This is a genomic window from Stieleria varia (assembly GCF_038443385.1).
Classification (GTDB): Bacteria; Planctomycetota; Planctomycetia; order Pirellulales; family Pirellulaceae; genus Stieleria; species Stieleria varia.
This window is the reverse complement of record NZ_CP151726.1, coordinates 1,551,100-1,575,511: the sequence shown is the minus strand read 5'-3', so window position 1 is coordinate 1,575,511 and position 24,412 is coordinate 1,551,100. Positions and strand designations below refer to the sequence as shown.

At 57.0% G+C, this 24,412-nt stretch carries 16 protein-coding genes; 11 read left to right on the top strand and 5 right to left on the bottom strand.

The genetic code is table 11. The annotated features are described in order from the left end of the window. Positions 1-7 precede the first annotated feature (7 nt). On the top strand, positions 8-1,612 hold the full coding sequence (locus tag Pla52nx_RS05515; RefSeq protein WP_146519548.1) for a serine/threonine protein kinase: 1,605 nt from the start codon (positions 8-10) through the stop codon (positions 1,610-1,612). 123 nt (positions 1,613-1,735) lie between these two features. Here the strand turns inward: Pla52nx_RS05515 and Pla52nx_RS05510 are convergent, their stop codons facing one another. After that, on the bottom strand, positions 1,736-2,254 hold the full coding sequence (locus tag Pla52nx_RS05510) for a hypothetical protein (RefSeq protein WP_146519547.1): 519 nt from the start codon (positions 2,252-2,254) through the stop codon (positions 1,736-1,738). A gap of 496 nt (positions 2,255-2,750) precedes the next feature. Between Pla52nx_RS05510 and Pla52nx_RS05505 the strand changes: the two genes are divergently transcribed. The 3 genes from Pla52nx_RS05505 (at position 2,751) to Pla52nx_RS05495 (ending at position 10,126) form a co-directional block, all read left to right on the top strand. After that, positions 2,751-3,863 carry a hypothetical protein gene (locus Pla52nx_RS05505; RefSeq protein WP_197454480.1) on the top strand — a complete coding sequence of 371 codons (1,113 nt, stop codon included), beginning with the start codon at positions 2,751-2,753 and terminating at the stop codon, positions 3,861-3,863. 797 nt (positions 3,864-4,660) lie between these two features. Beyond that, entirely contained in the window at positions 4,661-9,058 is a 4,398-nt protein-coding gene (locus Pla52nx_RS05500; RefSeq protein ID WP_197454515.1) for a VWA domain-containing protein, read from the top strand. Positions 9,059-9,388: 330 nt separating this feature from the next. Then, on the top strand, positions 9,389-10,126 hold the full coding sequence (locus Pla52nx_RS05495; RefSeq protein WP_261344239.1) for an FKBP-type peptidyl-prolyl cis-trans isomerase: 738 nt from the start codon (positions 9,389-9,391) through the stop codon (positions 10,124-10,126). An 81-nt stretch (positions 10,127-10,207) separates the two neighbouring features. On the opposite strand, the gene Pla52nx_RS05490 is transcribed toward Pla52nx_RS05495, so the two are convergent. Continuing rightward, entirely contained in the window at positions 10,208-11,011 is an 804-nt protein-coding gene (locus tag Pla52nx_RS05490) for a sensor histidine kinase (protein ID WP_146519546.1), read from the bottom strand. A 142-nt stretch (positions 11,012-11,153) separates the two neighbouring features. Between Pla52nx_RS05490 and Pla52nx_RS05485 the strand changes: the two genes are divergently transcribed. The 5 genes from Pla52nx_RS05485 (at position 11,154) to Pla52nx_RS05465 (ending at position 19,751) form a co-directional block, all read left to right on the top strand. After that, complete coding sequence (locus Pla52nx_RS05485) at positions 11,154-11,528, top strand: hypothetical protein (RefSeq protein WP_146519545.1); 375 nt, start codon at positions 11,154-11,156, stop codon at positions 11,526-11,528. 90 nt (positions 11,529-11,618) lie between these two features. Then, positions 11,619-12,662, top strand: coding sequence for a type II secretion system F family protein (locus tag Pla52nx_RS05480; protein ID WP_231741890.1), 1,044 nt, complete (start codon positions 11,619-11,621; stop codon positions 12,660-12,662). A 534-nt stretch (positions 12,663-13,196) separates the two neighbouring features. Next, positions 13,197-16,286, top strand: coding sequence for a type II secretion system protein GspD (locus Pla52nx_RS05475; RefSeq protein WP_231741889.1), 3,090 nt, complete (start codon positions 13,197-13,199; stop codon positions 16,284-16,286). 299 nt (positions 16,287-16,585) lie between these two features. Beyond that, complete coding sequence (locus tag Pla52nx_RS05470; protein ID WP_342190343.1) at positions 16,586-17,902, top strand: citrate synthase; 1,317 nt, start codon at positions 16,586-16,588, stop codon at positions 17,900-17,902. A 280-nt stretch (positions 17,903-18,182) separates the two neighbouring features. Beyond that, entirely contained in the window at positions 18,183-19,751 is a 1,569-nt protein-coding gene (locus Pla52nx_RS05465) for a PQQ-binding-like beta-propeller repeat protein (RefSeq protein ID WP_197454478.1), read from the top strand. Between the two features lie 214 nt (positions 19,752-19,965). On the opposite strand, the gene Pla52nx_RS05460 is transcribed toward Pla52nx_RS05465, so the two are convergent. Genes Pla52nx_RS05460 through Pla52nx_RS05450 form a run of 3 tightly spaced genes read right to left on the bottom strand, consistent with a single transcriptional unit; the run spans position 19,966 to position 22,534 of the window. Then, positions 19,966-20,844, bottom strand: a complete 879-nt coding sequence (locus Pla52nx_RS05460) for a hypothetical protein (protein WP_146519541.1) — start codon at positions 20,842-20,844, stop codon at positions 19,966-19,968. Positions 20,845-20,848: 4 nt separating this feature from the next. Next, on the bottom strand, positions 20,849-21,679 hold the full coding sequence (locus Pla52nx_RS05455; protein WP_146519540.1) for a hypothetical protein: 831 nt from the start codon (positions 21,677-21,679) through the stop codon (positions 20,849-20,851). Positions 21,680-21,688: 9 nt separating this feature from the next. Then, positions 21,689-22,534, bottom strand: a complete 846-nt coding sequence (locus tag Pla52nx_RS05450) for a TrmH family RNA methyltransferase (protein WP_197454477.1) — start codon at positions 22,532-22,534, stop codon at positions 21,689-21,691. Positions 22,535-22,734: 200 nt separating this feature from the next. On the opposite strand from Pla52nx_RS05450, the gene Pla52nx_RS05445 reads away from it, so the two are divergent. After that, positions 22,735-23,913 carry a 6-phosphofructokinase gene (locus Pla52nx_RS05445; protein WP_231741888.1) on the top strand — a complete coding sequence of 393 codons (1,179 nt, stop codon included), beginning with the start codon at positions 22,735-22,737 and terminating at the stop codon, positions 23,911-23,913. A 42-nt stretch (positions 23,914-23,955) separates the two neighbouring features. Further along, entirely contained in the window at positions 23,956-24,204 is a 249-nt protein-coding gene (locus tag Pla52nx_RS05440) for a hypothetical protein (RefSeq protein WP_342190342.1), read from the top strand. The last annotated feature ends 208 nt before the right edge of the window (positions 24,205-24,412 follow it).

The window sequence follows — 24,412 nt, the reverse complement described above, 5'->3', positions numbered from 1 at the left end:
TGCCCACATGGCCAGCGAATCCCCGACCCATTACGACGAATCCGGAGCCGACGATGATCCGCTGGACGTGATCATGGCGGACTACGTCGAGCGTTTGGAACGTGGAGAGCGCCCCGATCCGGCGGACTATCTGTTGGCCAATCCGGAGCACGCGGAAGAACTGCGGTCGTTTTTTCGCAACCACCACTGGATGGAAAACACACCGCCGCCCGAACCGACGTCTTTGGTGGGAACCCAAGTCGGACCGTATGAGATCGAAGCGGAGATCGCCAGGGGCGGGATGGGTGTGGTCTACCGTGCCAGGCAACAGGGATTGCAACGCCCGGTGGCTTTGAAACTGATCAGCTCCGGCTTGCTCGCCGGTGCCGAGGAACGCAAACGGTTTCGCATCGAGGCCGAAGCGGCTGCGCGGCTTCATCATCCCGGCATCATTTCGATCCACGAGATCGGATCATGGAAAGGCTACGAGTACTTTTCCATGACGTTGGTGGAAGGACCGACGTTGCAACATCACGTCAATCGCCCGACCTTTGACGACACCGTCTCAGCAAGGATCGTGCGTGACGTCGCTCGGGCGGTCGCCTACGCGCACGACGAAGGAATCGTGCATCGTGATTTGAAGCCCGAGAACATTCTGCTGTGCAAGGACGATCGGCCGTTGGTCACCGATTTCGGCTTGGCCAAATGGCATCGTGAAGGCACGATGATCACGCGGACGGGTCAAGTGTTGGGGACGCCCCACTACATGAGCCCTGAACAAGCATCCGGGCAATCAGCAGGTGATGTGGCGACCGACGTTTATTCGTTGGGCGCGATCCTGTATGCCTTGTTGACCGGGCATCCGCCGCACGAAGGAAAAACCGCGGCAGAGATTTTGCAGAAAGTCGTCCAAGAAGAACCCGAGGCACCGAGACAGTATCGCCGCGAAATCCCTGCGGACCTTGAAAACATTTGTCTTCAAGCGATGCGGAGCGAACCGTCCCAACGCTACTCCACCGCGTCGGTGATGGCGGAGGACTTGGATCGTTTCTTGCGCGGCGAAGAAATACTCGCCACCAGCAGCGGGTTGATTGATCGCGTCGCGCGTGAAATCCGACGCGACCAGCATCAGCAACAGTTCGAAGCGTGGCAGGCAACCTTGTTCATCATCGGCGCGGTCATCTTCGTGACACACGTGGCGATCTTTTTTCTGGCGATCAACGATTTCCCCAAGTGGGCCGCGTATTGGCTGCCTCGATTCACCATGTTTGCCGTGATCTTTGCCTGGATCTATCACGTCCGTAGCGGTTCCATTCTGCCACGCACCGTGGCAGAACGTCCCGTTTGGTCGATTTGGCTGGGATACATTTCTGCATTGGCCGTTGTCAACGTGATGCTCTTTCTAAACAAGATCGAGCACCTCACCCTCTTTCCGTTGGCATCGGCGCTGAGCGGATTCGGATTCATTGCGATGGCGGGTCACGTCTGGGGCGGGTCAGCGCTCTTTGGCCTGGGCTTTTTTGTCGTTGCACTGCTGGCTGCTTATCAACCCACCGTCGCACCGCTGATGTTCGGCACCATGTGGCTCGTCAGCCTCTGGTCGCTGGGACGCCACTATCGATATCGCGACTAAACAACAACTGACAAACGTGGTAATGGGATTCGCCAGAATTCCTTGACGACGGGATTCCTGGCGAAATCCACTACGCCATTTACTGAGGAAGCGATCCTAAGCTACATCGATGCTGCGAGCGCGCTATTCTGGTTCCTCCGCTGCGAACGAAAACTCGCTCACGCCGCGGGCGTTGCTGGGCAACTGGCCTCGCACGATCACTTCCTCCACCGGATAGCGGATCGGGTCGTATCGCTGGCTGCTACGTTTGTCGGTGAAAACACGCAACGGCAGTACCAGTGAATCGCCTGCGACCAATGGGGCTTCATTGAACATCAAATACTGTCCGTTGATTTCGATCGCGATTTTCTTTAGCTCGTGGTCGGCGATGTTTTGCACCGCGATGACTTCGGTCAACAACGCGCGATCGCCCGCAGTGGTTTGAACCGGCTGCTTTTCCAAACGAACCGCCACCGGCAACGGCGGGCCACCCACACTGGAGGGAAAGATCGCGTACACCAGCAAGCCGGTCGCGACCATCCCAGCCAACGCGACGACGAGTCCGAAACGTGACAGTCGCAGGGTGGGTGCGAGTTTCGGCGTCGCCCCGTTCGACTCATTCGGGTCGTTCGACTCATTCGACCCGTTCGGTTCGTCAGACATGAGAGAGTGGTTGAAAAAAACGCGGTGGTGTAATGGCAGTTTGAACACAAAACGATAGACGCATGACGGGCACGACGGAACCGGTGCGGCGGCGCATAAAAAAAGCCGGGCGACATGAACCACAAGGGAACTGTCGACCGGCTAGTTGCTTTGATCCGTCGGCGGCAAAATGGAGCCGCTGGGAGAAACGCGAAAGTCTCAGCGTGCTACGGCACAAGCCTTTAAGTGACTTTGGCGAACCCTATAAATGATCCCTCTGCCGAATTGGAAAGACCAAAGCGCGTGAGTCTTCTTCAAGTCTCACGTATGTCAGTGTAGACGCGTTTTAGCGACCAACAAGGTGAGCATCGGCAAGGATTCGGCAAGAAACGCAGTCCAAATGCCAGAAACGAGGTCAATTTCTGTAACAAACGCCGATGGGGGCCGCTGAGCATCTCAGTCAGGTGCCTGGCATCGGACTGAACTGTTTGTCGGCCCTCAAAACACTGCGATTGCCATGAAACGCGCCAAATCATTCCTCGCGATCCTCGCTGCACTGCCCATTGCTTGCATTTCCTGCCTGCCGGCGACCGCCGCCGAAGCCGATCTGTTCAGCAAAATCTCGATGGCACAAGTCGTTGTCGACGATGAACCGGCTTCCGCGTCCGACGCTGCCGAAGTGTCCACCACCAAATCAGGCTCCCAGCAATCGATCACCGACAAGCAGACCATGATGGATCGCTTGCAAGCCCTCGGCTTTCAAACACAGACCGCTGGACCGGATGTGGTCATCGAGGTGCTAAAAAAGAACTGGAAACTTCCCACGTACTTTTTCGTTGAAGTCGAATCCAAACGCATTCAGATCGAGATGCCGTTGGTGAAAGTCGTCGACGAATCAAAACTCGATGTGATCAAGCTGACCAGTTTGCTGGGCGAAGTCGCCCAGCACCCCCAATTGAGCGTGGTGTATGACCGCCCCGCCAAATTGATCGTGCTGCGTTACTGGATCAGCAACCAATCCGTTGGCAACCAGGACATCAGCGACGCGATCGATCGCGTGACCGCCGTCGCGACCGGGAGTGGTGAAACGTGGTTCGCCATGAAAAAATCCCAGTTGCTGCTCGCCAACAGCAACGCCCCCAAGTCTGCCGAGACATCCATCGCCATTGCGGACGCCAACGTCGAGACAAAACCGAGCGTGCCCCAGGTCTCACTGCCCACAACTCAGCCCACAACTCAGCCCACAACTCAGCCCACAACTCAGCCCACAACTCAGCCAACCAACCAGCCGACCAGGTTGACGTCTACCACCGGCAACTCGACCGCCACGGAGCCCAACAAGCCCGTCAGTTTGGCAGGAACTTGGTCGGCAAAACGGAGTGAAACGGAAGCGTTCGCGATTCGATTGGACGAAAACAACCGGTTTCAATTGGCTCACACCAAGGCAGGAAAGACCACGGTGTCCAAGGGCAAGGCCGCAATCAGCGATGGCAAGATGACCCTGGTGGGAGACGATGGGACGCAGATCGCTGGCTTGCTGGGACAAGCGGATGCCAAGTCGTTTGCTTGGTCGTTGACGGGCAGCGACGGCAAGATCGCGTTGCGATTGCAGTTTGACCGCAAGAACTGACCGGTAAGTCGACCACGAGAATGGCCCATCGTTTCGGCGTTCATTGTGAGTCATTTCTTTCCCACGGTTCGTCCAGTTGCGTTTGACCCGCAGCCGCAGGCGGAAGCGGAAGCGGCGTTTGGCTCTGCGGCGCAATCCGGTTGGCAGCGGCACTGGCGCCTGCGGCTAGTGCATCGTCCGGTCTTGATTTTGGGGTTAGCCGTTTTGGCGTTAGCCACGGTTGTGTCACGAAAACCGTGGCTAACGCCAAAACGGCTCATCTACCGAACCCACGTTCTAAGACTGGACGATGCACTAGGCGTCAAACGATGTCGGTGCCCGGGCGAAACGGTTCCGCCCGCCGTCCTCGGGATCAAAATCGGACCAATTCTGGCTGCGTTGCCAGTTTTTGGGCGGACGGGCTCAACTCTCTGCCGATTTTGGCATAGGAATCGCTTTCTAATGGAAAGCACAGGGGGAAACGGTCGTTCGAGTCGGACTGTTGCGTTACTTTGAGACAGGTGTAGCAAAATGCAACAGTCAAAATCAGCCGCAGATTTGCGGAGACAGCTCGAAAGGTCGTTTTTATCGTAGCGAGAAGGTTTCAGCGGAAATAAACTCTGCTGAGAGATCTACTCGATTTCCCTTTTCCTTGACCAACTCAAACCGCCGACGGTTTCGGCTGTGCAGCACCCTATTCCAGGGGAGTTTCACAGGGAGGCTCGTCGGGCTGGATGGGCCGAAAGTATTTCGGTCGCGTCGGTTTACCCGAGGAAAGCACGTTCGGCGTGTTTTCTACCACCGCGGAGAATTTGCAGATGCGAGACGTCGCACACCACTTGGCCGTATTTTTGACCGCCGTCGGAGCCTGTTTGCTGCCTCATGCAGTCAGCACCGCTGCCGAAGGAGACGGGGCAAACGTTCGTGTCGCCAGCTTTCAAGTGCCTGGCGGGGACGTGTTTTTTGCCGCGTCGATTCAACCCACCGCGGATGATGCTTTGATGCACGCGGTTCAGGATCCCGATGCCGACGTGGTCGTCGTCGTGGACACATCAGCGAGCCAAGTCGGCGAGTTCCGTAAGGAATCGGTCGCCGCGCTCAAAGGCGTCCTGAAACAGCTTCGGGCCAACGACCGCGTTCGCATTTTTGCCGGAGACGTCGACGCGATTGCGTTGAGCGGGCAATTCGACGCGGCTTCCTCGCCGACCACCGACGATGCAATCGCGGGTCTGAGTCGACGACTGCCCCTTGGCAACACAAACTTGGTCGCCGTCCTGGACACCGCACGTGCGGCGTTGACCGGGCAACCCCGAGCACACACACGTTCGATCGTTTACATCGGTGACGGCTCCTCGATCGATGGCACGCACGACAGTGATCGGTTCGCGGCGATCGTTGACGCGTTGCGAGCGGATCACATTTCTGTTCACAGCATCGCGGTCGGACCGACTCGCAACGTCGAACTGATGGCAATCCTCGCCAATCAAACCGGCGGCGTCGTCGGTTTGGTGAATTCCGCTGACGGCAACACGCCCGCAGCGATCGCTCGCAGCGTTGGCGACTCGGCCAAGATGTCCGCGATCTGGTTACAGAACGCCGAGCTGCTGCCCACGATGACGACGATTCACGGCAAACGCCTGCCACCATTGCGTGTGGATCGCGATTCGATCTTGATCGGACGCACCGCATTGAGCAAAGGCATGGGGACGTTCAAGCTGACCGGCAGCACGCCTGCGGCAACGGTTCGTATCGTTGCTGCAACTGAAATCGAGCCCAGTCACCCCGACTTTGCATTCTTGCCAGGTTTGGTCTCGATGGTCGCGGGAACCGACGGGTTGATGTTGCCCACCAGCAACTCCGCGATGCTACGCGAAACGGCAAAGCTGATGGCACTGCGTTCTGAGGAATTGGTGCGTGCCGGCAAGTTGGCATTGCAGCGGGGCGACAAGCGTGGTGCCAAGGCCGTCGCCGAGATGGCTTTGGAAGCCGACCCGGGCAACCCGGAGGCATTGTCACTGGAAAAGGTCAGCGGCAATCGTTTGGTCGTTCAAAACCCTGACGCATCGCCCTTTGACGACATCTTCGGTGGTGCACCCGCGGCTGACGCCGGTGCGGCACCTGCTGCGGGCGGAGACGATCCATTTGGCGGTGCCGGCGATCCATTCGGTGGCGCCGACACGACGCCAGCTCCCGCAGCGGGCGACGATCCGTTTGGAGCCCCGATGGTCGCGGAACCAGCGGCGGACGCGCCCGCCGACAATGTTCCTGCAGACAATGTTTTTGACACACCGGCACCAGCCACACCAGCCGCGCCAGGGCCAGCCGCACCGGCACCAGCACCTCGCGCAGCCGCGCCTCGTGCCGCTGCCCCGCCCGCTCCGTTTGCCGGCGGACTGGTGGGCGATGACGAATTGCTGGAGCGTGGCAGCGGTCTGATCGACCGTGTTCGTGCCGATCGCCGTGCGATGGAGGGTTTGTTGCGTGCGGAAGTCAACGCGGCACTGCGTGAAGCAGAGCGAAGACTGCGAAAGGACCCCACGAACGTTCCTGGAATGCTGAAGGCTCAGCTTGCTCGCGTTCAAAACCTGCCCGACGTGGACCCCAAGGTTCGCAGCGACTTGGAAGCCAAGTTGCAATCGGCCATCCAAGCCGCTAGTGCTGCGGCAGCCGTTTACGCCGAGGCCCAAGAGAACTTGATCCAAACGCAAGAGGCCGCCCGCTCGAGCCAAAGGTTGCTGGAAGCCACGTTCCGACGCGAAGCGACTTTGAAGACCCTGTCTCAACAGCTCAACGCGTTGATCGACGAAGAACGTTATGAAGAAGCCGACGGCGAAGTGTCGTTGAAGTTTGCGGCGATTGCCGGTGACTCGATCACCCGTGACTCGGTAGCCGGTCGTCACTTCACCTACCAACCACTGGCGTTGCAGACCTACGCCCGAGACCAACGTTATCGCGCGCTTCGCGAACGTAACTTTGTCGATGCGTTCTCGCTGGTGCTCAAGAGCAACATTCCCTTTGTCGATGATCCGCCGGTGGTCTATCCCGAGGCAGAAGCTTGGCAGCGGATGAGCCGTCGACGTCTGGAACGCTACGGTGCGATTGAATTGGTCGGTGATAGCGAGGTCGAACGACGCATCGAATCGGCCTTGTCGGATGAAACGAGCCAAACGTTCGTGGACACGCCTTTGGTGGAAGCCGTCAAGGTGATCAGTGATCAACACCAGATCCCGATCATCGTTGACCGTCGCGCTTTGGAAGAAATCGGTTTGAGCGTCGACACACCTGTCACGATCGACCTGAAAAACGTTTCGCTGCGATCGTTCCTGCGTCTGATGCTGCGTGAGTCGGACTTGACCTACATGATCAAAGACGAAGTCATGCAGGTGACGACCACGGAAGCAGCCGAAACCAACCTTGTCAACAAAGTCTATCCCGTCGGTGACCTGGTCGTGCCCATCATTCAACTGGGTGGTGGTGGCGGCATGGGCGGTGGTATGGGCGGCGGCATGGGTGGTGGAATGGGCGGCGGCATGGGCGGCGGCATGGGCGGCGGTGGAATGGGCGGCGGGATGATGGGTGGTGGCATGGGCGGCGGCGGAGCGTTCGCCGTGCCGGATGACATCTCCCTGCAGTCCAAAGCGTCCGCCGAGGCCACTTCCGCCAGCAGCACGACCGCAAACAAAGCGATCGTCAACGCCATGCCATTGACCGTGACCGCGACGGAAGGCCAGTCCCGTTTGCAGGCTTGGCAGCAACATTTTGAGGACGTGGAAATCAACAGTGCCGAAGATTTGACGCTGCTGGATCAACAGATCCGTGCTACGGTCAGCCAGTTGTCCGTCAAAGCCACAGCGGCAGACGAATCGGGCGACCAGAAGAAGGCTCTTGGACATTTCAGCGAAGCACGTGACGTGATCGCTGCGGCCATCTCGGCTGGCCACGTGCAACCGTGGATGTACCAGGCCTACGCGATTTCGTTGAAAGCGACCGGGGCTCCGACCAGCGAAGTCGAGCGTGCCTTGCTCTCTGCAGTCGACTTTGCCGAAAACCCAGAAGACGTCTTGAACGTCGCCGCTCGTTTGGAAGACATCGGCAGCGACGCAGCAGCGCTACGGCTTTGCCAACGTGTCTCTCAAATCGACGAGTACCGACGCGAGCCTTATGTCATGGGCCTGCGTATTGCTGAACGGATGGACGATGTCGCCGGACTGACTTGGGCGTGCAAAGGCGTCTTGTCGCAAGCATGGCCGGAAAAATTTCAGCCGGTTGCCGAAAAGGCTCGCTTGTTGGCTCGGGCGACCTACGGACGGATGATCGAAGAAGGCCGAACGGAAGAAGCCGCAGCGTTCAGCAAGACACTGAAACTCGCCTCGTCGCATGACGTCATCGTTCGCGTCTCGTGGACGGGCGACGCCGATATCGATGTTGTTGTGGAAGAACCCAGCGGCACCGTTTGTTCGCTAGAAAACCTTTCCACCGCCGGTGGAGGAACCCTTCTTGGCGACGCGTTCCCCGGTCGCTCCCAAGACGACACCGGTGCGGTCTCGGAAACCTACATTTGCCCCAAGGGTTTCAGCGGCAACTATCGCATGCTGCTGCGACGCGTTTGGGGCAACGTTGCAACCGGCACCGTTTCGGTCGAGATCTTGACCGACGCCGGACGTGAATCTCAACGTTTCATTCGCCAAGACATCCCGCTCACCGAGAAAGACGCGTTGGTCACCTTCGCCGTCAAAGAAGGTCAGCGAGAAGAAAAGATCGGCGAAGCCCAACTGGCGCACTTGCGTGACGTCCAACGGGAAATGAACGACGAAATGCTCGGACAATTCATTGGCAACAACGACGCGTCGGCACAAGTGCTGAGCGACCTGTTCAGCGACGTGCAACGATTGACCGGTGGCGGCGTGGCCAACCCGATCAATCCATTCTTCGGTCGCAACGCGGTCGGATTTCGTCCTGACATTTCGATTCTGCCCGAAGGAGCCTCGCTGAGCGGCTTGGCCATCATTTCGGCCGACCGACGTTATGTCCGAATCACTCCCCAACCTTTCTTCTCGCAGATCGGTGACGTCGCGACCTTTAATTTCGTCGACGGTACCGGTACCACCGGTGGTGGTGGCGGAGGCGGCGGTGGTCTGGGTGGACTCGGCGGTGGAGGTGGCGGCGGTCTGGGCGGCGGCGGCGGTGGCCTGGGCGGCGGAGGACTGGGAAACTAGTTCGCTGCGGACCGATTCGCTCTTGAAATCTACGCGGCCGGGTGTCGGATTTGTTTCCGACACCCGGTCGTTTTTTTGTGGGTCACCGGGTCACAAACTGCCTGGGCGTGATTTCGCAAAACGAGTCGGCTGATATACTACGTTGTGTCAACGCAACTTCGCGTCCAAAGCTTTACTGTCCAAAGCGTCGCTCTTGATGACTTCGGCGACGGTCCGTTTAACGGGTTGCTAGCGTTGACTGCTGCTCAATGACCTCCCCCTTTTTCGGCCCTTGCTCTCAAGCCCGCCTGGCCGATCCTGTCCCTTTGTTTTGCGACTCACTCCATGTCCATGCGATTCACTCTCCGTTTTGCCGCTGCGTTCGGTTTCCTCTTGCTCTTGGTTTCTACGATGTCCTTTGCCGATGACCCGAAAGCTCCGGAGCAACCGTCTGCGGAATCAGCCAAAGCCGCTGAAACGAACCCGGTCGGCTATTTCATCGGTCTTTCCATGGGACAGCAACTGTTGGGACAGGGCATGACGCAAGAAGACATCCAAGCGGGTGCTTTGGTCGCCGGCGTGATGGACGCGTTGTCTGAGCAAGTCCCCGCGATGACAGACGAGCAATTGATTGCCACGCAAAAGCAACTGGAAGAGCTCTTGAACAAGCGGCACACCGAGATGCTGGCCAACCTCAAGAAGATGAACAAGGAAAAGGGCGAGACTTGGCTTGCTCAGAACGCCAAGAAAGAAGGCGTGAAGATGCTGCAGGACGGCATCCAGTACAAGGTCATCGAGTCAGGTGACGGAGCCTCACCGACGGCCTCTGATACGGTCCGTGTTCATTACACCGGGCAACTGATCAACGGCCAAGTCTTTGACAGCAGCGTTCAGCGGGGCGAACCGGCTGAATTCCGCGTCGGCGGCGTCATCAAAGGCTGGCAAACAGCGTTGCAAAAGATGAAAGTCGGCGACAAGTGGATGCTGTACATCCCATCGGAAATGGCATACGGCGAAAACGGCAGCCGCGGAGCGATCGGCCCCAACGAAGTGCTGGTGTTCGAAGTCGAACTGCTGGACATCATCTAACCAGCAACGAGTGTTTCCAGTGAGCCGTGACGCATAAGCGGCCGGGCCTATTGCACTGCTTGGTGCCTTACGGTGGGCCGCTCATGCCGCGGCTTGGTTTCCGTTTGCGATCGGCAGGCGTATCGTGAATGCCGTTCCCACGCCGACGGTGCTTTCCACGCGGATCCTTCCGCTGTGAGCGTCGATGATTTCCTTGCACGCCGCCAAGCCGAGTCCCGTACCGCCCTTTCCGGACTCATCCGGCCCGCTCTTGGTCGTGAAAAACGGGTCAAAGATATTCGGCAGGGTTTCTTGCGGGATCCCGCTGCCTGAGTCCCGGACCGTCAATTCAACGTATCCACTCTCGCTGCTGGGTTGCAGGCGGACCAGCAACTCCCCGCCTTCGCCCATCGCTTGGCGGGCATTGATCAACAAGTTCAGCAGCACGCGTTGAATTTGATTTCCGCTGACCAGGGCCGGCTTGGTTTCGGGATCGAACTGAGTGGTCACCGAGATCCGGTACTTGTTCATCTCCCGTTCGAGCAAGACCAGCGTGTCACTGATGATCGCTGCCAGATCGGTCGGCTCAAGCGACTCGCTGCGGTTGCGGGCTTGGGCCAAGATGGTCGTCGTGATCTTTGCGGCCCGCTCGGATGCCGCCAGAATCTTGCTGAGCGCCTTGTCGCGGCTTTCGTCATCCCGATTCCGGATCCCCAAACGTGCGTAGTTGATGATCGTCATCAGCACGTTATTGAACTCGTGTGTCGCGGTGCTGGTCAATTCACCCAGTGCCGCCATCGACTGCGATTTCCTGAGTTGCGATTTCAGGTGCTCAATTGCGAGCTGCTGATCATGAACGATCGCTGGCGGGGGCGAGTTGGTCGAGGCATTCGATGTCGTCTGCATGAGGCTACTTGGTTTTTCGGCAAAAACGCTGTGTGCAATGAGCAAGGGCAATACAGCGATCTATCGACGCTGCAGGCGATTTGCTACACCCGGTCACCCAGTCCCCGCATAGATTGCCACCGCACGCAGAACGGATACCACGATGATCGCTAGCAATCCGACGCCCGCCGGCGGGCATGTTCAACCGAGCAGAAAAACGGTCCAAAGTCCGGTAATGACTGGGGCAGCCCCTCACGGTGGCGACTTCGACGGTGTGAATGTCGTGCAAAGATTGCAGCAGCGGATCCAGGCGGCCAAACGAATCGGATTCCAAGTTCGCACGGAGGTCCTCGGGGATAATTCGCCGACTTGGTGTGAGGTAGCGGGCAAGAAAATGATGTTCTTGGACCTTGCCCAGACGGCCGGCGAGCAACTGCAACAGCTCGAAGATATGTTGCGGGAATTCGAGCTTCAAGAGCTTGCTTTGACGAGCAAAAACGAGAATTCTGGCTCAGCGACTACCATGACAGAAAACTGATTGCAGCCCGGGTTTCACTTCGGCCGGTCCAGCGATCACAATGGAACGATATCAAATACGTTTCTTGTCGCTTCTGTCGGTTGGCTCATCGTGTTTTCTCAACGCATCAAACTCACCGCTGCCGCAACATTCTGCCGTCGAATGGGCGTAGGACTTCGTGCCGGAGCTGATCTGGTCAAGCTGTTGCGCGCAGAGGCCCAGCACGGCTCGGCACGTCAACGGCAGGCGATTGAAAATCTGATCACCGGCGTATTGCAAGGTGAGCAAATCAGCGACTTGATGAAACGCGACAACAAGTTCTTTCCGCCGTTGATGGCGTCCCTCGTGCACGTGGGGGAGGAGACGGGAAAGATCGAAACGACGTTCTTGACCCTGGCCGATCACTATGATCAGCAACTCTCTTTGAGGCGGCAGTTCGTCAAGTCGATCATATGGCCGAGCATTCAGTTGGTCCTGGCGATCTTTGTCTTGTCGTTGGTGATCTGGTTGATGGGGATCCTGAGCCCGCCGGGTGGCGGAGAGATGACCGATATTCTCGGTTTAGGTCTGCGTGGTGAATCAGGGGTACTAAAATTCTGGGGCTACATTGCGATCGTTGCCGCTTTTCTGGCGGCGATCTATTTTGCATTTGTCAAGAATGTCGGCGGCGTGCAAAACCTGTTGCCCGTTTTTTACATGATCCCAAAACTGGGGAACTCCGTTCGTACGATCACCTTGGCTCGGTTCACTCGCACACTGTCTTTGGCATTAGGAGCCGGACTGGATCCCATTCGATCGATTGCTTTGGGACTGGAAAGTACTGACAGCGAGTACTACAGCGCGGGGGCCGAAAAAGCAAAGCTCGCGATTCGCGACGGTGGGCAAACGTTGGCGGGCGGTTTGGCTGCGACCAACGTGTTTCCCGAGGATCTATTGCAGATGGTTGAGATTTCTGAAATCTCAGGGACAGAGTCTGAGTCGATCGGAACCATTGCGAACGAATACGAGGAACGCGCCAAGATCGCAATGGGCACGCTTTCGGGAATCGCGACTGCAGTGGTTTGGGTGACGGTCGCCGCTGCGATTATTTTCTTTATCTTCCGCATCGTCTCGGTCATCATGGTGCCGTACAAAGAAGCGTTTGAAGGGCTGTAGTCTTTTCGAAGGCGACGTGTCCACAGTGAGACGACACTTGGCAACCTGTAACGATTAGCCCTGCTCTGACAATCGTAGGGTTCATCTGGATCGTTCCGAGGAATCCCGCCATCTGATCGATACTCCCCTCTCATTCGGCGTCTAAGGGTTATCCCCGATCACCCATCGGACCGATCCCAACGGTACGCGGCGTACAAGCCATTCGTATGTGATGCGTACTTGTGCATACCGCCCATGTTGAACCAGAGAGCGTATCGGGATCACTCATGAAGGAACTCACACCTTCCTCAAAGTCATCACGGGACGGAATCTTGGATCGGCAGCGAAAACCTCCGCAAAGGTTACGAGAACGTCGTCATGGATCGAAATCGAGACACAGCAACTGCTCCACCAGCCTTCGGCGTTCATCAACACCTGGGGCTACGCTTGCCTGTGCGCCACACAGAGAGTGCCTCTGCGCGTCTGGCGTCGTTCGGTGACAGCAATCAGACGTCCGCGTATGCGCCCCTCTATGCCTTCGTGTGGTGGTGCCTCATGTCCGTGATCGTCTTGATGAGCGTGATACACGCCAACGCCGCCGGTGGTGCAGAGGGTCAATGGAGCACAAGCGAAACGTTGGATCCACGACCTGATTCGTTCTTGAATCGCATGATCCAGGAACAAATCGAAGCTGATTTGGCGATCACTCGGCTGGAATCGCTGTCACGGGTACGTCGCAATGCGCAGTTGATGCCTTTGCTGGTCAACGTGATCGCCAGTGAAACCGAGCGTGCCCAGTTGGCCGCATCCATCGCATCAGCATCGCGTCAGATCGAAAGCCCATCGTCGGATCAACGTGTCATCAATGCAGGCGGGCTGGGCAATAACCAAGACATCATCACGCCACCGCCGAACTCCACCATTGCCCAGTCGGACAAAGCAACCGCAGAGGGAACCATTGCCTACGACGAAATTCAGATCGGGACAAGTGGCAACTGGGCCGACCGGATTCACTCCACCTGGGCTGCATCGGAAGCCAAGCGGAACAACATCTTTGGGCTCGTGCTGCTGGCAGCCTATGACGACGATGACTCCGATGCGTTGCCACTGCGGATCCCCGTGTTGCAGGATCCCAAACTCGTCTCCTCTCGTCGTGTCATCCGAACGGAACCGGCAAGTACGAATGTTTCTACGGACAGTGCAACGGATGCAGCGACGACGGGAACCGACGTTCCCACCACGACCGCCGACGCCACGGTCCTGAAACCGAGCAAAAGCGTCCTGCACGCAAACGACTATGTGGTCATGTCCAAGTTGGATGTGCAACCAACGGCCAGTCTGTCCGAAAGAGTTTCCGTGGAGCCACCTCCGGCGAACTTACACAGTGAACCGGCGTCTCCTAAGCAAGACGACAAAATCGCCATTGAGAACCTTCCCCAGCGCATTCCCCCGGTGATCGCCGCGTCCACAGACAAACCAGCCGCTGAGTCAAACGAAACGTCGGTGGTGAAAACCGAGCCTGCAGCGCAGATTGCTGTTTCGACTCCGGCGGTGGCGGAGCCTGTGTTGGAAACGCCCAGCAATGAACACAGCAATCGAATCGACGCTACGACGGCCGTGACCGCCCAAGCGTCACGGAGCGTCATGTCCTCTGGCGAATCCTCCTCTGGCGAATCCCACACCGACAACCTCGCAGATGACGAGCCCGAGTTTCAATTGCCTCGCTCGAGAGTCAACCCGATGTTCGTGGCCGCCGTTGAATCAGACAAACGTAAGGCGGAAAAACTTGCTGAACAGCGAGCGGAGCAACTCGCGAAACAATCCGCTGAGCAACGCAAGCCGTCCGTACGCGTCGACATGGCAACGGGGCAGGTCGCCATTGCGGCGAGCGACACGCGTAAGCAAAAAGCAGAATCCATCGAAGCAAAACCGATGGTGACCGATCAACCGGTCCAGATAGCGGCCACGTCTGTTGCAACCGTCGATTCCGCTAACTCGGATCGCCCAGCCCACGTCGTCACGACTCGCCCCGTCGCGTTCCGCATCAACGGTGATGATCAGTCGGGACAAGAAACCGCAGAGCAATCAACGACGCCAACGACGACGACGCCATCGTCAACAGTACAAAGCACTGCTTCCAGTACGGTGGACCACGATTTGCCCGAGAGCAATCCACCGGTCAAGGTGGCCAACGTGGACGGCCTTGTCGACGCATCATCGAGGGATTTGACGGGACTCGGTGATGAGTTCGGTGTTCAGGATTCGTCTGCGGCAGCAAAAGTTGCAATGCAGTGGCCCTTCAAAACAACGCAGGCAAAACCAGCGTCCAATGACTTGGTTTCGCTCAATGTTGCCGACGCGGACGTGCGTACGGTTCTGGAGATGCTGGCCAAGGGCTACGGTTTGAACATTCTGGTCGCGCCCAAAGTCGAAGGCACGGTGACGGCGAATGTCGAAAACCTGACGCCGGAACAAACCCTGCAAGGCGTGCTGAAACTCTGCGGCTTGTCGGCACAGTACGAAGGCGACTTGATCTTTGTCTATCCGATCGACAGCCTTCCCGAGGGATCGACTCAGCTGCGGATGTTCACGCTCGACTATGCACGTGGGGAATCGTTGGAGGCGGCCGTTCAGGGGCTACTGTCTCCGGTCGGCAATGCCTACGTTTCCAAGATCGATTCGGCGGATCAGCTCAAAGCACGAGAGGCGTTGATCGTCATCGATACGCTCGACGCGTTGGCTCGCGTGGAGAGCTATGTGATCCAAGCCGATCAGCCGCCGCGTCAAGTGATGATCCAGGCTCATGTGCTGGAAGTCGAACTGAAGGATGACATGAAACACGGCGTGAACTTGGACGCCATCCTGGGCGGCGACCTGAAGGTGGGCTCGTTCGGGTTGGCTGATCCAGTCACGACCGATTCCAACCCGTTGTTCTTTGCCCAAATCGACGGATCAAATGTCAAGTCGTTGATTGACTTGTTGCAGACGACAACCGACGCCAAAACGCTTGCGTCACCTCGGGTGATGGTGATCAATGGGCAATCGGCTCGCATCCAAGTCGGACAACAGCTCGGATTCTCCGTCGCCACCGTGACCCAGACGTCAACCATCCAGGACGTCAAGTATTTGGAAACCGGGGTGGTGCTGGACGTGCTGCCCTACATCAGCCGCGACAATCACGTGATGATCAACGTCAAACCCAAGGTCAGCAGCGGTGCGATCAACCCGGATACCAAACTGCCGGAGGAGGAGTCTCGTGAACTGGAGACCTCTGTTCTGCTGAACAACCACCAAGGGATCGTGATCGGTGGCCTGATCCAAGAAGATGACCGGACGATCATTCGCAAGCTGCCGTGGTTGGGTGATGTGAAGCACGTGGGGAAATTTTTCCAGCGGCGCGAAGCCGTTCGCTCTCGATCGGAAATCATCATCGCATTGGTGCCCCACATCGTGGAACTGGAGACAGCCGCCTGCCCGCAGTTCTGCGAGCCCGACGAATGCATCAAGTACGAGCAATCCACAACACCACTATTCCAAGGACCGCTGAATCGAAACTACCGGCCTTGGGAGCCCCGCATGCCGGATGTTGCGGCCGAGTCCCACGTCCACCAGGACATTCGTCGAATCGTCAACGAAAAACAGTGACGCGGGGGCACAGGGGCGACGCACGCCGGTGTGCCGGAACGCCGGATTCCGGTGCAACGAGAATCAGTGGTCGCTGATTGCCGCTGGGGTGACGGATCGCTACACTGATCGGGACACTGTACTGGATCGCTTGCCCGGCGGTCGTTCAGGCGGATTGACGTCTTGGGCAGCCCTGGAATTCCCGTTTTCTTGCGAGATTTCCCTGCAGAAACTGTCACCATCCGTGGAGCGACTCGCCTCCGGCACCCACAGTCACTCCGTTCATTGAATACCGATCGCGCACCCTCCTGGAATCCCTGATGAGCGAGTCTCTCAATTTGGAACTTCAAAACGTCGACTCGATGCGGATTCGATATGACGATCAAGACATCGAATTGCCTGTGGTTGAAGGAACCGAAGGCGAACGTGGCATCGACATCAGCTCTCTGCGTCAACAAACCGGCTTGGTGACTCTGGATGAAGGTTTTGTGAACACGGGCAGCACCCGTAGTGCGATCACCTTCCTGGACGGCGAACAAGGCATCCTTCGTTATCGCGGTTACGCCATCGAGGATTTGGCCGCCAACTGTGATTTTATCGAAGTCGCCTATCTGCTGATGTACGGCGAACTCCCCTCGGCTGACAAGTTGTCGGTGTTTCGCTGCGGAATTCGCGATCACACCATGATCCACGAGGACATGCGATCGTTTTACAACGGATTCCCACGCGACGCCCACCCCATGGCGATCCTCAGCAGCGTGGTCGGTGCCCTCTCGACGTTCTATCAAGACTCGATGGATCTGAATGATCCCAAACAAGTCGAAATCTCGATGTATCGATTGCTGGCCAAGCTGCCCACGATTGCAGCGTACAGCTACAAAAAATCGATGGGGCAGCCGTTCATGTACCCCAACAACCAACTCGACTACTGCGAGAATTTCTTGCACATGATGTTCGCAACCCCCGCGAACGAATACTGCGTCGACCCCGATTTTGCCGAAGCCCTGAACCTGTTGTTGATCGTCCACGCCGATCACGAACAGAATTGCAGCACATCGACCGTTCGCATGGTCGGCAGCAGCAATGCAAACCTGTTCGCATCGATCTCTGCCGGAATCGGCGCCCTGTGGGGGCCGCTGCACGGTGGAGCCAACGAAGCATGCGTGAACATGCTGGAACAGATCGCGGCCGACGGTGGCAACGTCAAGAAATACGTGGACATGGCCAAGGACAAGAAGAACGGGTTCCGGCTGATGGGATTCGGTCACCGCGTCTACAAAAACTTTGACCCCCGCGCCAAAATCATCCGCACCTGCTGTGACAAATTGCTCAAGAAGCTGAATCTGGATGATCCGCTCTTTGAGGTCGCTCAGGAACTGCAAGACGTCGCGCTCAAGGACGACTACTTCATCGAGCGTAAGCTGTATCCCAACGTTGACTTTTACTCGGGAGTGATCTACCGAGCGATCGGCATTCCCGTGCAGATGTTCACCGTGTTGTTCGCCATCGGACGCCTGCCCGGCTGGCTGGCTCACTGGATGGAAATGCACGCCAATCCCGCCACACGGATCAACCGACCACGCCAGATCTACACCGGACAACAACTCCGCGAAGTCATCCCGGTCGAAAAACGCTGAGACGCCCACAGCATGGGCTCGTGCTGGACTGCTCAAGGTTTGGTGTTGTGTCTTTTGGGTTTGCGCAAGTTTATGTCCCTACTGCCGGCGCAGCTGGTGGCCCCAGTGAGCCTCAGGCGCTAGCCGTGGGCCTGAGGCGGATTGTGGTGCCGGCCCACGGCTAGCGCCTGAGGCTCACTTTGATTGCGATGCATGGAACAAAAACATGGACTGAAGAAACAATGTCAACACCAAACTTTGGGCAGTCCAGTTGATAACATCGTTTCCCATGAGACTTTCCATGCGCGCACTTCCATTGATTCTCTGCGTCTGGCTATCCGTGACGACCATGTCTCATGGCGATGACGGCCCCGCCCGTGAACAATCCTTTACGGCTCCCGTCCAATGGAGCGTTGTGCGGAATGAGAACATCGCTTGGACCAAAACGTTGCCGGAGACCGGACAAAGCAACGTCGCGTTATCAGAAGACCGATTGTTTTTCACCACCATGGCGGAGGTAGATCAAGACTCGGCTCTCGGCCAAGACATCGTCGCGTGGTGCTGCGACTCACAAACGGGAGAAACGCTGTGGACACGCGTGATCAAAGCTCGGCATCCTTTACGGCTCTCGGGTTGTTTCAGCGATAGTTCCGCACCGCCGCCGGTGACCGACGGGCAACACGTTTGTTTCTTCAACGCATCGGGCCGAATCACGTGCTTTGATTTGGAGGGTACCGAGCTTTGGTCGCTCGATGCGATGCCCGTCGGACGGACGATGCCGTTCATGGTCGATGGAAATGTCGTTTTCATCCGGCAACATTACATGCCCGATGCGACAGGCAACTTCACTCACGAGCATGAGCACGAACCGGTCGAGCGATGGACGCAACTGCAAGCCCTGGAGATGTCCACCGGCAAGATTCAATGGACCACCACCTGCGGCGTCAACATGGGCTGCATCCCGCTACCGCAAACGCTCAGTGATGGACGCAACTTGATCGTGGTGGGGCGGGGAGGTGGTCACGCGCCGCCAGAGAAACCCGAAGGCATCTCGATGGTCGATGCGACCAACGGAAAGACCCTTTGGACGCTGCCGCTGCCCGGGTTCATGAGCACGATGACAATGAACATCGACGGCGATCAAGTCTTGGTCTTCCACGACGACCAACACTTGTGGATCGATGCCCACACGGGAAAGGTCTCGCGATCGGTTTCGTTCTTGTCGGATGTCGCTGTCCGCCGGTATGACAACGGAAAATGGGAGACAGTCGCCGAGCAATTGCCGCCACCAAAGAACAAGCGGGCGATCATTCAGCAGTCGAACTTGCTCGTGGGTGACCACCATTACTTTCGCAGTTACTCACGCCCCTATCTCGGGCGCGTCAATGTCGTGACGGGGAAAGTCGAATACCTGCAGTTGCCGGTGCAGCTGAAACGAGTGGCAGGTAACGACAACGATCAATTGCTCTGGGGCCCCGAGCAAATGAACAGCGATGTGGTTGCGGAACTGCTCAAGTCTTTCCGCAAACCACCGGAGCAATTGCCGATTGAAAAATGGTGCTTCGTTCCCAACGAAATGCGAAATTCGCGAGGACACATCGTGATGGGCGACGCTCGTTCCCAGGGGACCGGATGGGGACATCATGCATCACAGATTCCGACAGCCATCGGCAATCACCTGTACGTTCCGATCATGAACGGAACGGTTTATGTGCTCAATGCGAGTGCACCCGAGTGGGACGAGAACGCGATCTTGGCGATCAATGACCTTGGCCCAGTCGGTCAAAGTTTCAACCGAGCTGGTTTGACCTTTGCCGATGGCCGCGTATTCGCACACACCATCCGACATTTGATTTGCATCGGGCCGTAATGGGATTCGCCAGAATTCCTGGCATCCAGCGGTCGAAAAGCAAGGCGTATGGTTTGTGTTTGGGCGGATGGCGGCGTTCGTTTTCGACTTGGAAAGTCGAACGACAATCGTCGCTCGACTTTCCAAGTCGATAGCGTGCCCCGTCAAGCGTTTTGCCATTCCCAATCATTGACCTGCCCCGACAGAACCCAGGCTTTCGCCCTGACGGCTCACTTCATGGCTTTGGCTTCAGATAAATCGCGCCATCGCCTTGATAGGGCAAGGCGAGCTGCTCGATCTTTTTCTGAACCACTCGGTGGTACAACTGCCACGGAACGCTGACTGGCGTGTCGCTCTTTAGAGAAAGCTTGGCGACCATGCTGACGGGCTGATCATCCAGCTTTCCCCTGAAGGTTGTACTGAGCAGTGTCGACGGATCAGGTGATTCGATCAACTTCAGGTCTTCGTCATTCCAATAACGGCGCAACTGATTGGGAACCATGAATTGCTCATGCCCACCGTAGCTCGACCCTGAGCTTCTGTACCCTGACTCAAAAACCGTGCAGGACTTTGGCTGGAACTCAGCATGATTGCTGGCCAACGTCCAACGAACGCTGCTGGATTTGCGATCCAGGTCCACTTGAAACCGATAGCCTGACTCAGCGATCAAGGGAATCGTCTCGGTAGATTGCTGCAGCGTCTCGGGCAACTCGCCGTCGTCGTTGGACTTCCAGTCTTGAACATCCTGATCATCTCCCCAGACGAAGCGCACCGTCAATTCGTGGCTGCCAGATGGAACATAGAAAACGACCGTTTCGCCGTCTGACTGCACAGCGAGGTGATTGCCGCCCAGGAAAGGAATCTCGTCCGCAGTCTGGCAGCAACGAAGACACTGCAAGACGTCTTTCTGGATTAATTGTAACTTCTCTCTTTGGCTCTCGGTGTGTTCGACCAACACTTGGAACCGATCCCGTTCTTGTACCGCGATAGCCAATTGGTTCGAACGTTCCTTTCGCTGCTGGACTAAGTCGACAGTGAACCAAAGCAGTATCACAACGATAATGACCGTCACGGCAATGCTAAGTAACTTTGGAATGAATGGCTTGCGTGGCATCAATTCACTCGCTGTCGACAGATGATGGAAAAGGTTCATACGCCGACGACTTATCGTCCAGCCAAAAGTGCGTCGACTCGACATCCTCCGACGTCTGACCGGGAACCTCTTTTTTCAGTCTCAACGAAACCAGCCATGGCAGCAATTGATCCTTTCCAAGATCGTACTGCGTTCTTGGACTGGTGTAGGACGCTCCGCTGTATCGGAATGACTCAGAGGAAAGACTCGCCTGGTACAGAATCGCCTCGTCCAGCAATAGGCTCACTAGCCCGTCTGCTTGATCGGATCGCGAATATCGCAGCGTCAGCGTGTGAAACCCTGGTTCAAGTTGTGTTTCGAATGGGCCAGCAGGTGAAATCGATGCCACACGCAACACTTCGGGAAAATCCTTTGTGCTGCGCAAATGATAGCCATAGACTCCCGGACGGGTCACACAGGATTTGAGCCAAACCTTGCGATTCTTCGGCACGTGCAATCGGTAGGTGACGCGGGAGTACCCTGGGTCATCCGAATCCAACTCGGGAACCAGTCGGCAAGAAAACGTGTCGTCGTCTTTCGGTTTGATCACGCGATACTGTTCCTGCAAGTCTCGAAAATGGCTGACCGCACGATCGTGAATCGCGGAGGCCACTTTCAACTCGTCAGCCTGGTACTGCTGCACTTGCTCGAAAGAAAGGGAATATACGCTCAACCTCGCTTTGAGCGTCTCCGTTTGGGCGATCGTCTGCTGGAGCTTGGCGTCTTCATAGGCAAGGGACGAGTACGCACGAACGAGCACAATGACCAGCGCGATCAGAAGCGTGACGGCGAGCAACATGCGGATCGAGAATTTCATACCAGGATTCTATTCGATCGACTTGGACTTGTGTTTTCGCGACGATTGCGTGCACGTGTGCATCAGAATCGCTGCAGCAACCGCGACGTTTAGACTGTCTGTGGACTGTTTCATCGGAATCCGAACGCGATCACTGGCGGATTGCTGCCATCGATCGGGCAATCCATTTGCTTCGTTGCCCACCATCAGTACGACTGGACGATCGTCTGGTCGCCACGTTTGGATCGATGCGGCATCGCTATCCAGGGTCGATGCAACGACTCGAAAACCTCGCCCGATGAGCGACTGCAAACTTCCCTCGGGTTCACTCAATTCGTAGAAACGATGCACCAACGCGGTCCCCATGCTGACTCGCATCACACGGCGAGAATACGGATCGACGGTGCCGGGGCCGAGGATGATTTCGTTCACGCCCAATGCTGCGGCTGTACGGAGCATGCTGCCCAGGTTTTCTTTGTCAGAAATCCCGATCGCTGCCAACAACAACCGCACTTCGCTCGAATCGGAATCCGGCAAATGTAATTCATCGATCGAGTGAAACGGCTTGCGAATCCCCGAGGCCAAAACGCCTCGGTGGAAATCAAATCCGACCAGCTCTCGAATGGCTTTGCTCGGAATCTGGAACACGGGAACGGAATCCGGAACATCCTTCAGTGCATCGAGTTCACGCCCCGTTTCGATGACGATGCTGTGCAGTTCGTGATCAGACCGGATCAATCGCTCCGTGAGAAACTTTCCCTCGACAACGAACAGTTGGTCCGTCGCGGCGATTTCGCCATTGCGCCCACGATGCTGCAAGTCACGAAACGGCTGCAAACGAGGATCGTCGGGCCGTTCAATTGGGATCAGTGGCATTGAAAGTGACGACGGATTGCGAGGGTTTGATGCAACGGTGGAGAGCGTGCGAGACGTTATACTCCATCGCCGTCGACAGCTTGAGCCGTGCTCCTCTTTTCGCATGTCCCCCTTTCGCAAAGGACATGATTGTTCAAGACTGGTGGCGTTCCAGTTTGATTCATGACCGACGCTGCATTCGTAACCGATGGTGATTTGGCGTGTTAGACGTAACGATCGAGAACGGCATTCATATTTACGGACGCGACCGCTTAGGCGATCGTCCGCGGATCGGAATCTTGACGTCTGGTGGCGACTGCCCGGGCTTGAATGCAGTTTTGCGGGCGGCGACCAAGACCGCGTTTTGGCTCGGCTATGACATGGTCGGATTTCGCGACGGTTTCGAAGGCATGGTGGATCCGATCCGTTACCAAGTGCTGACCCGTGAAAACACGTCGGCAATCTTGACCTTGGGCGGCACGATTCTTGGTTCGACCAACAAAGGCCGATTCGGGGCTCGGACAGGAGTCAGCGGGCGAGCCGAGATCATGCCGGAACTCATCGAGCAAGTCGCCCAGACGATCCAGACGCTGAAGCTGGAGGGATTGATCGTTGTGGGCGGCGATGGCTCGCTCTCGACGGCGTTGCAATTTCACGAAGCCGGCTTGCCCGTTGTCGGTGTCCCCAAAACCATCGACAACGACTTGGAATGCACGGCTTACACATTCGGATTCAACAGTGCCGTGCTCTGCTGCGCTGACGCGTTGGATCGACTGCAAACGACTGCCGCAAGTCACGGTCGTGTGATGGTGTTGGAAGTCATGGGGCGACACACCGGATGGATTGCGTTGCACGGCGGCATCGCCGGTGGGGCTGATGTGATCCTGATTCCGGAAGTCGCTTGGACATACGAAAACATCATCGCCAAGATTCGCGAACGCACCGAGATGGGACAAAGTTTTACATTGATCACGGTGGCCGAAGGAGCAACGTTGCCGGACGGAGCGATGGTCACGGACTCTCATTCCGGCGGAAATCTGCAAGTCAAACTGGGTGGAATCGGCCACGTCGTCACCGATCAACTCAGCCAGATGATCGAGCAAGACGTCCGCTGTGTCGTCTTGGGCCATTTGCAACGTGGCGGCGGCCCCACAACATTTGATCGCGTGCTGTCCAGTGAATACGGAGCCCACGCGGTGCGTCTGGTCTATCAAAAACGCTTCGGTCAAATGGTCTGCAGTGATCCGCCAGCAATCACCAGCGTGGCGATCGCCGACGCGGTGCACAACATTCGCACAGTCGATCCGCACGGTTCCACGGTGCAAACGGCGCGGGGAATGGGGATCTGCCTTGGCGATACACCGGGCTACACCAATCCGTTCTTGGATGACGCCGAATAAAAAAACGATCGACCGTCATCTCAAGAGATAACAGCCGATCGCTTGTTTGAAAAACCATTCGATCAAGAGGAAATGAGGGTCGAACGTTCCGCCGAACAACTCCATTTCCTTCCGCTCGGCGCAGCGTCGAGTGGACCGCCAGGTCCACTCTCGCCGGCATTCTCAATCATCGGCACCGGTGGCAGTGGTACAGCGGTTTGGTACGATCTTTCCGCCGGAAAGCCGTCCTGTCTCGCCGCTTCTGACGGTCGATCCGTTCACGTTGAGTTGGCCGTCTGCATGCGACTGTAACGATTACTGCTCGACCGGATGATTCATCAGCCACTGGCGCGATCCAGAACGTCCCGCCTAGCATGGACGTGTTACCAAGAGTTCGGTGGCGCCATACGCCCTTGATAGCAAGGCTGAGAACGAATTGTCGCACCCGGAAAGGGCAAAAGGGGCTGTTTTTGGCTCGTCACGAAGGGGGCTCGTCCACGCCGTAGAGGGAGGAAAGCAG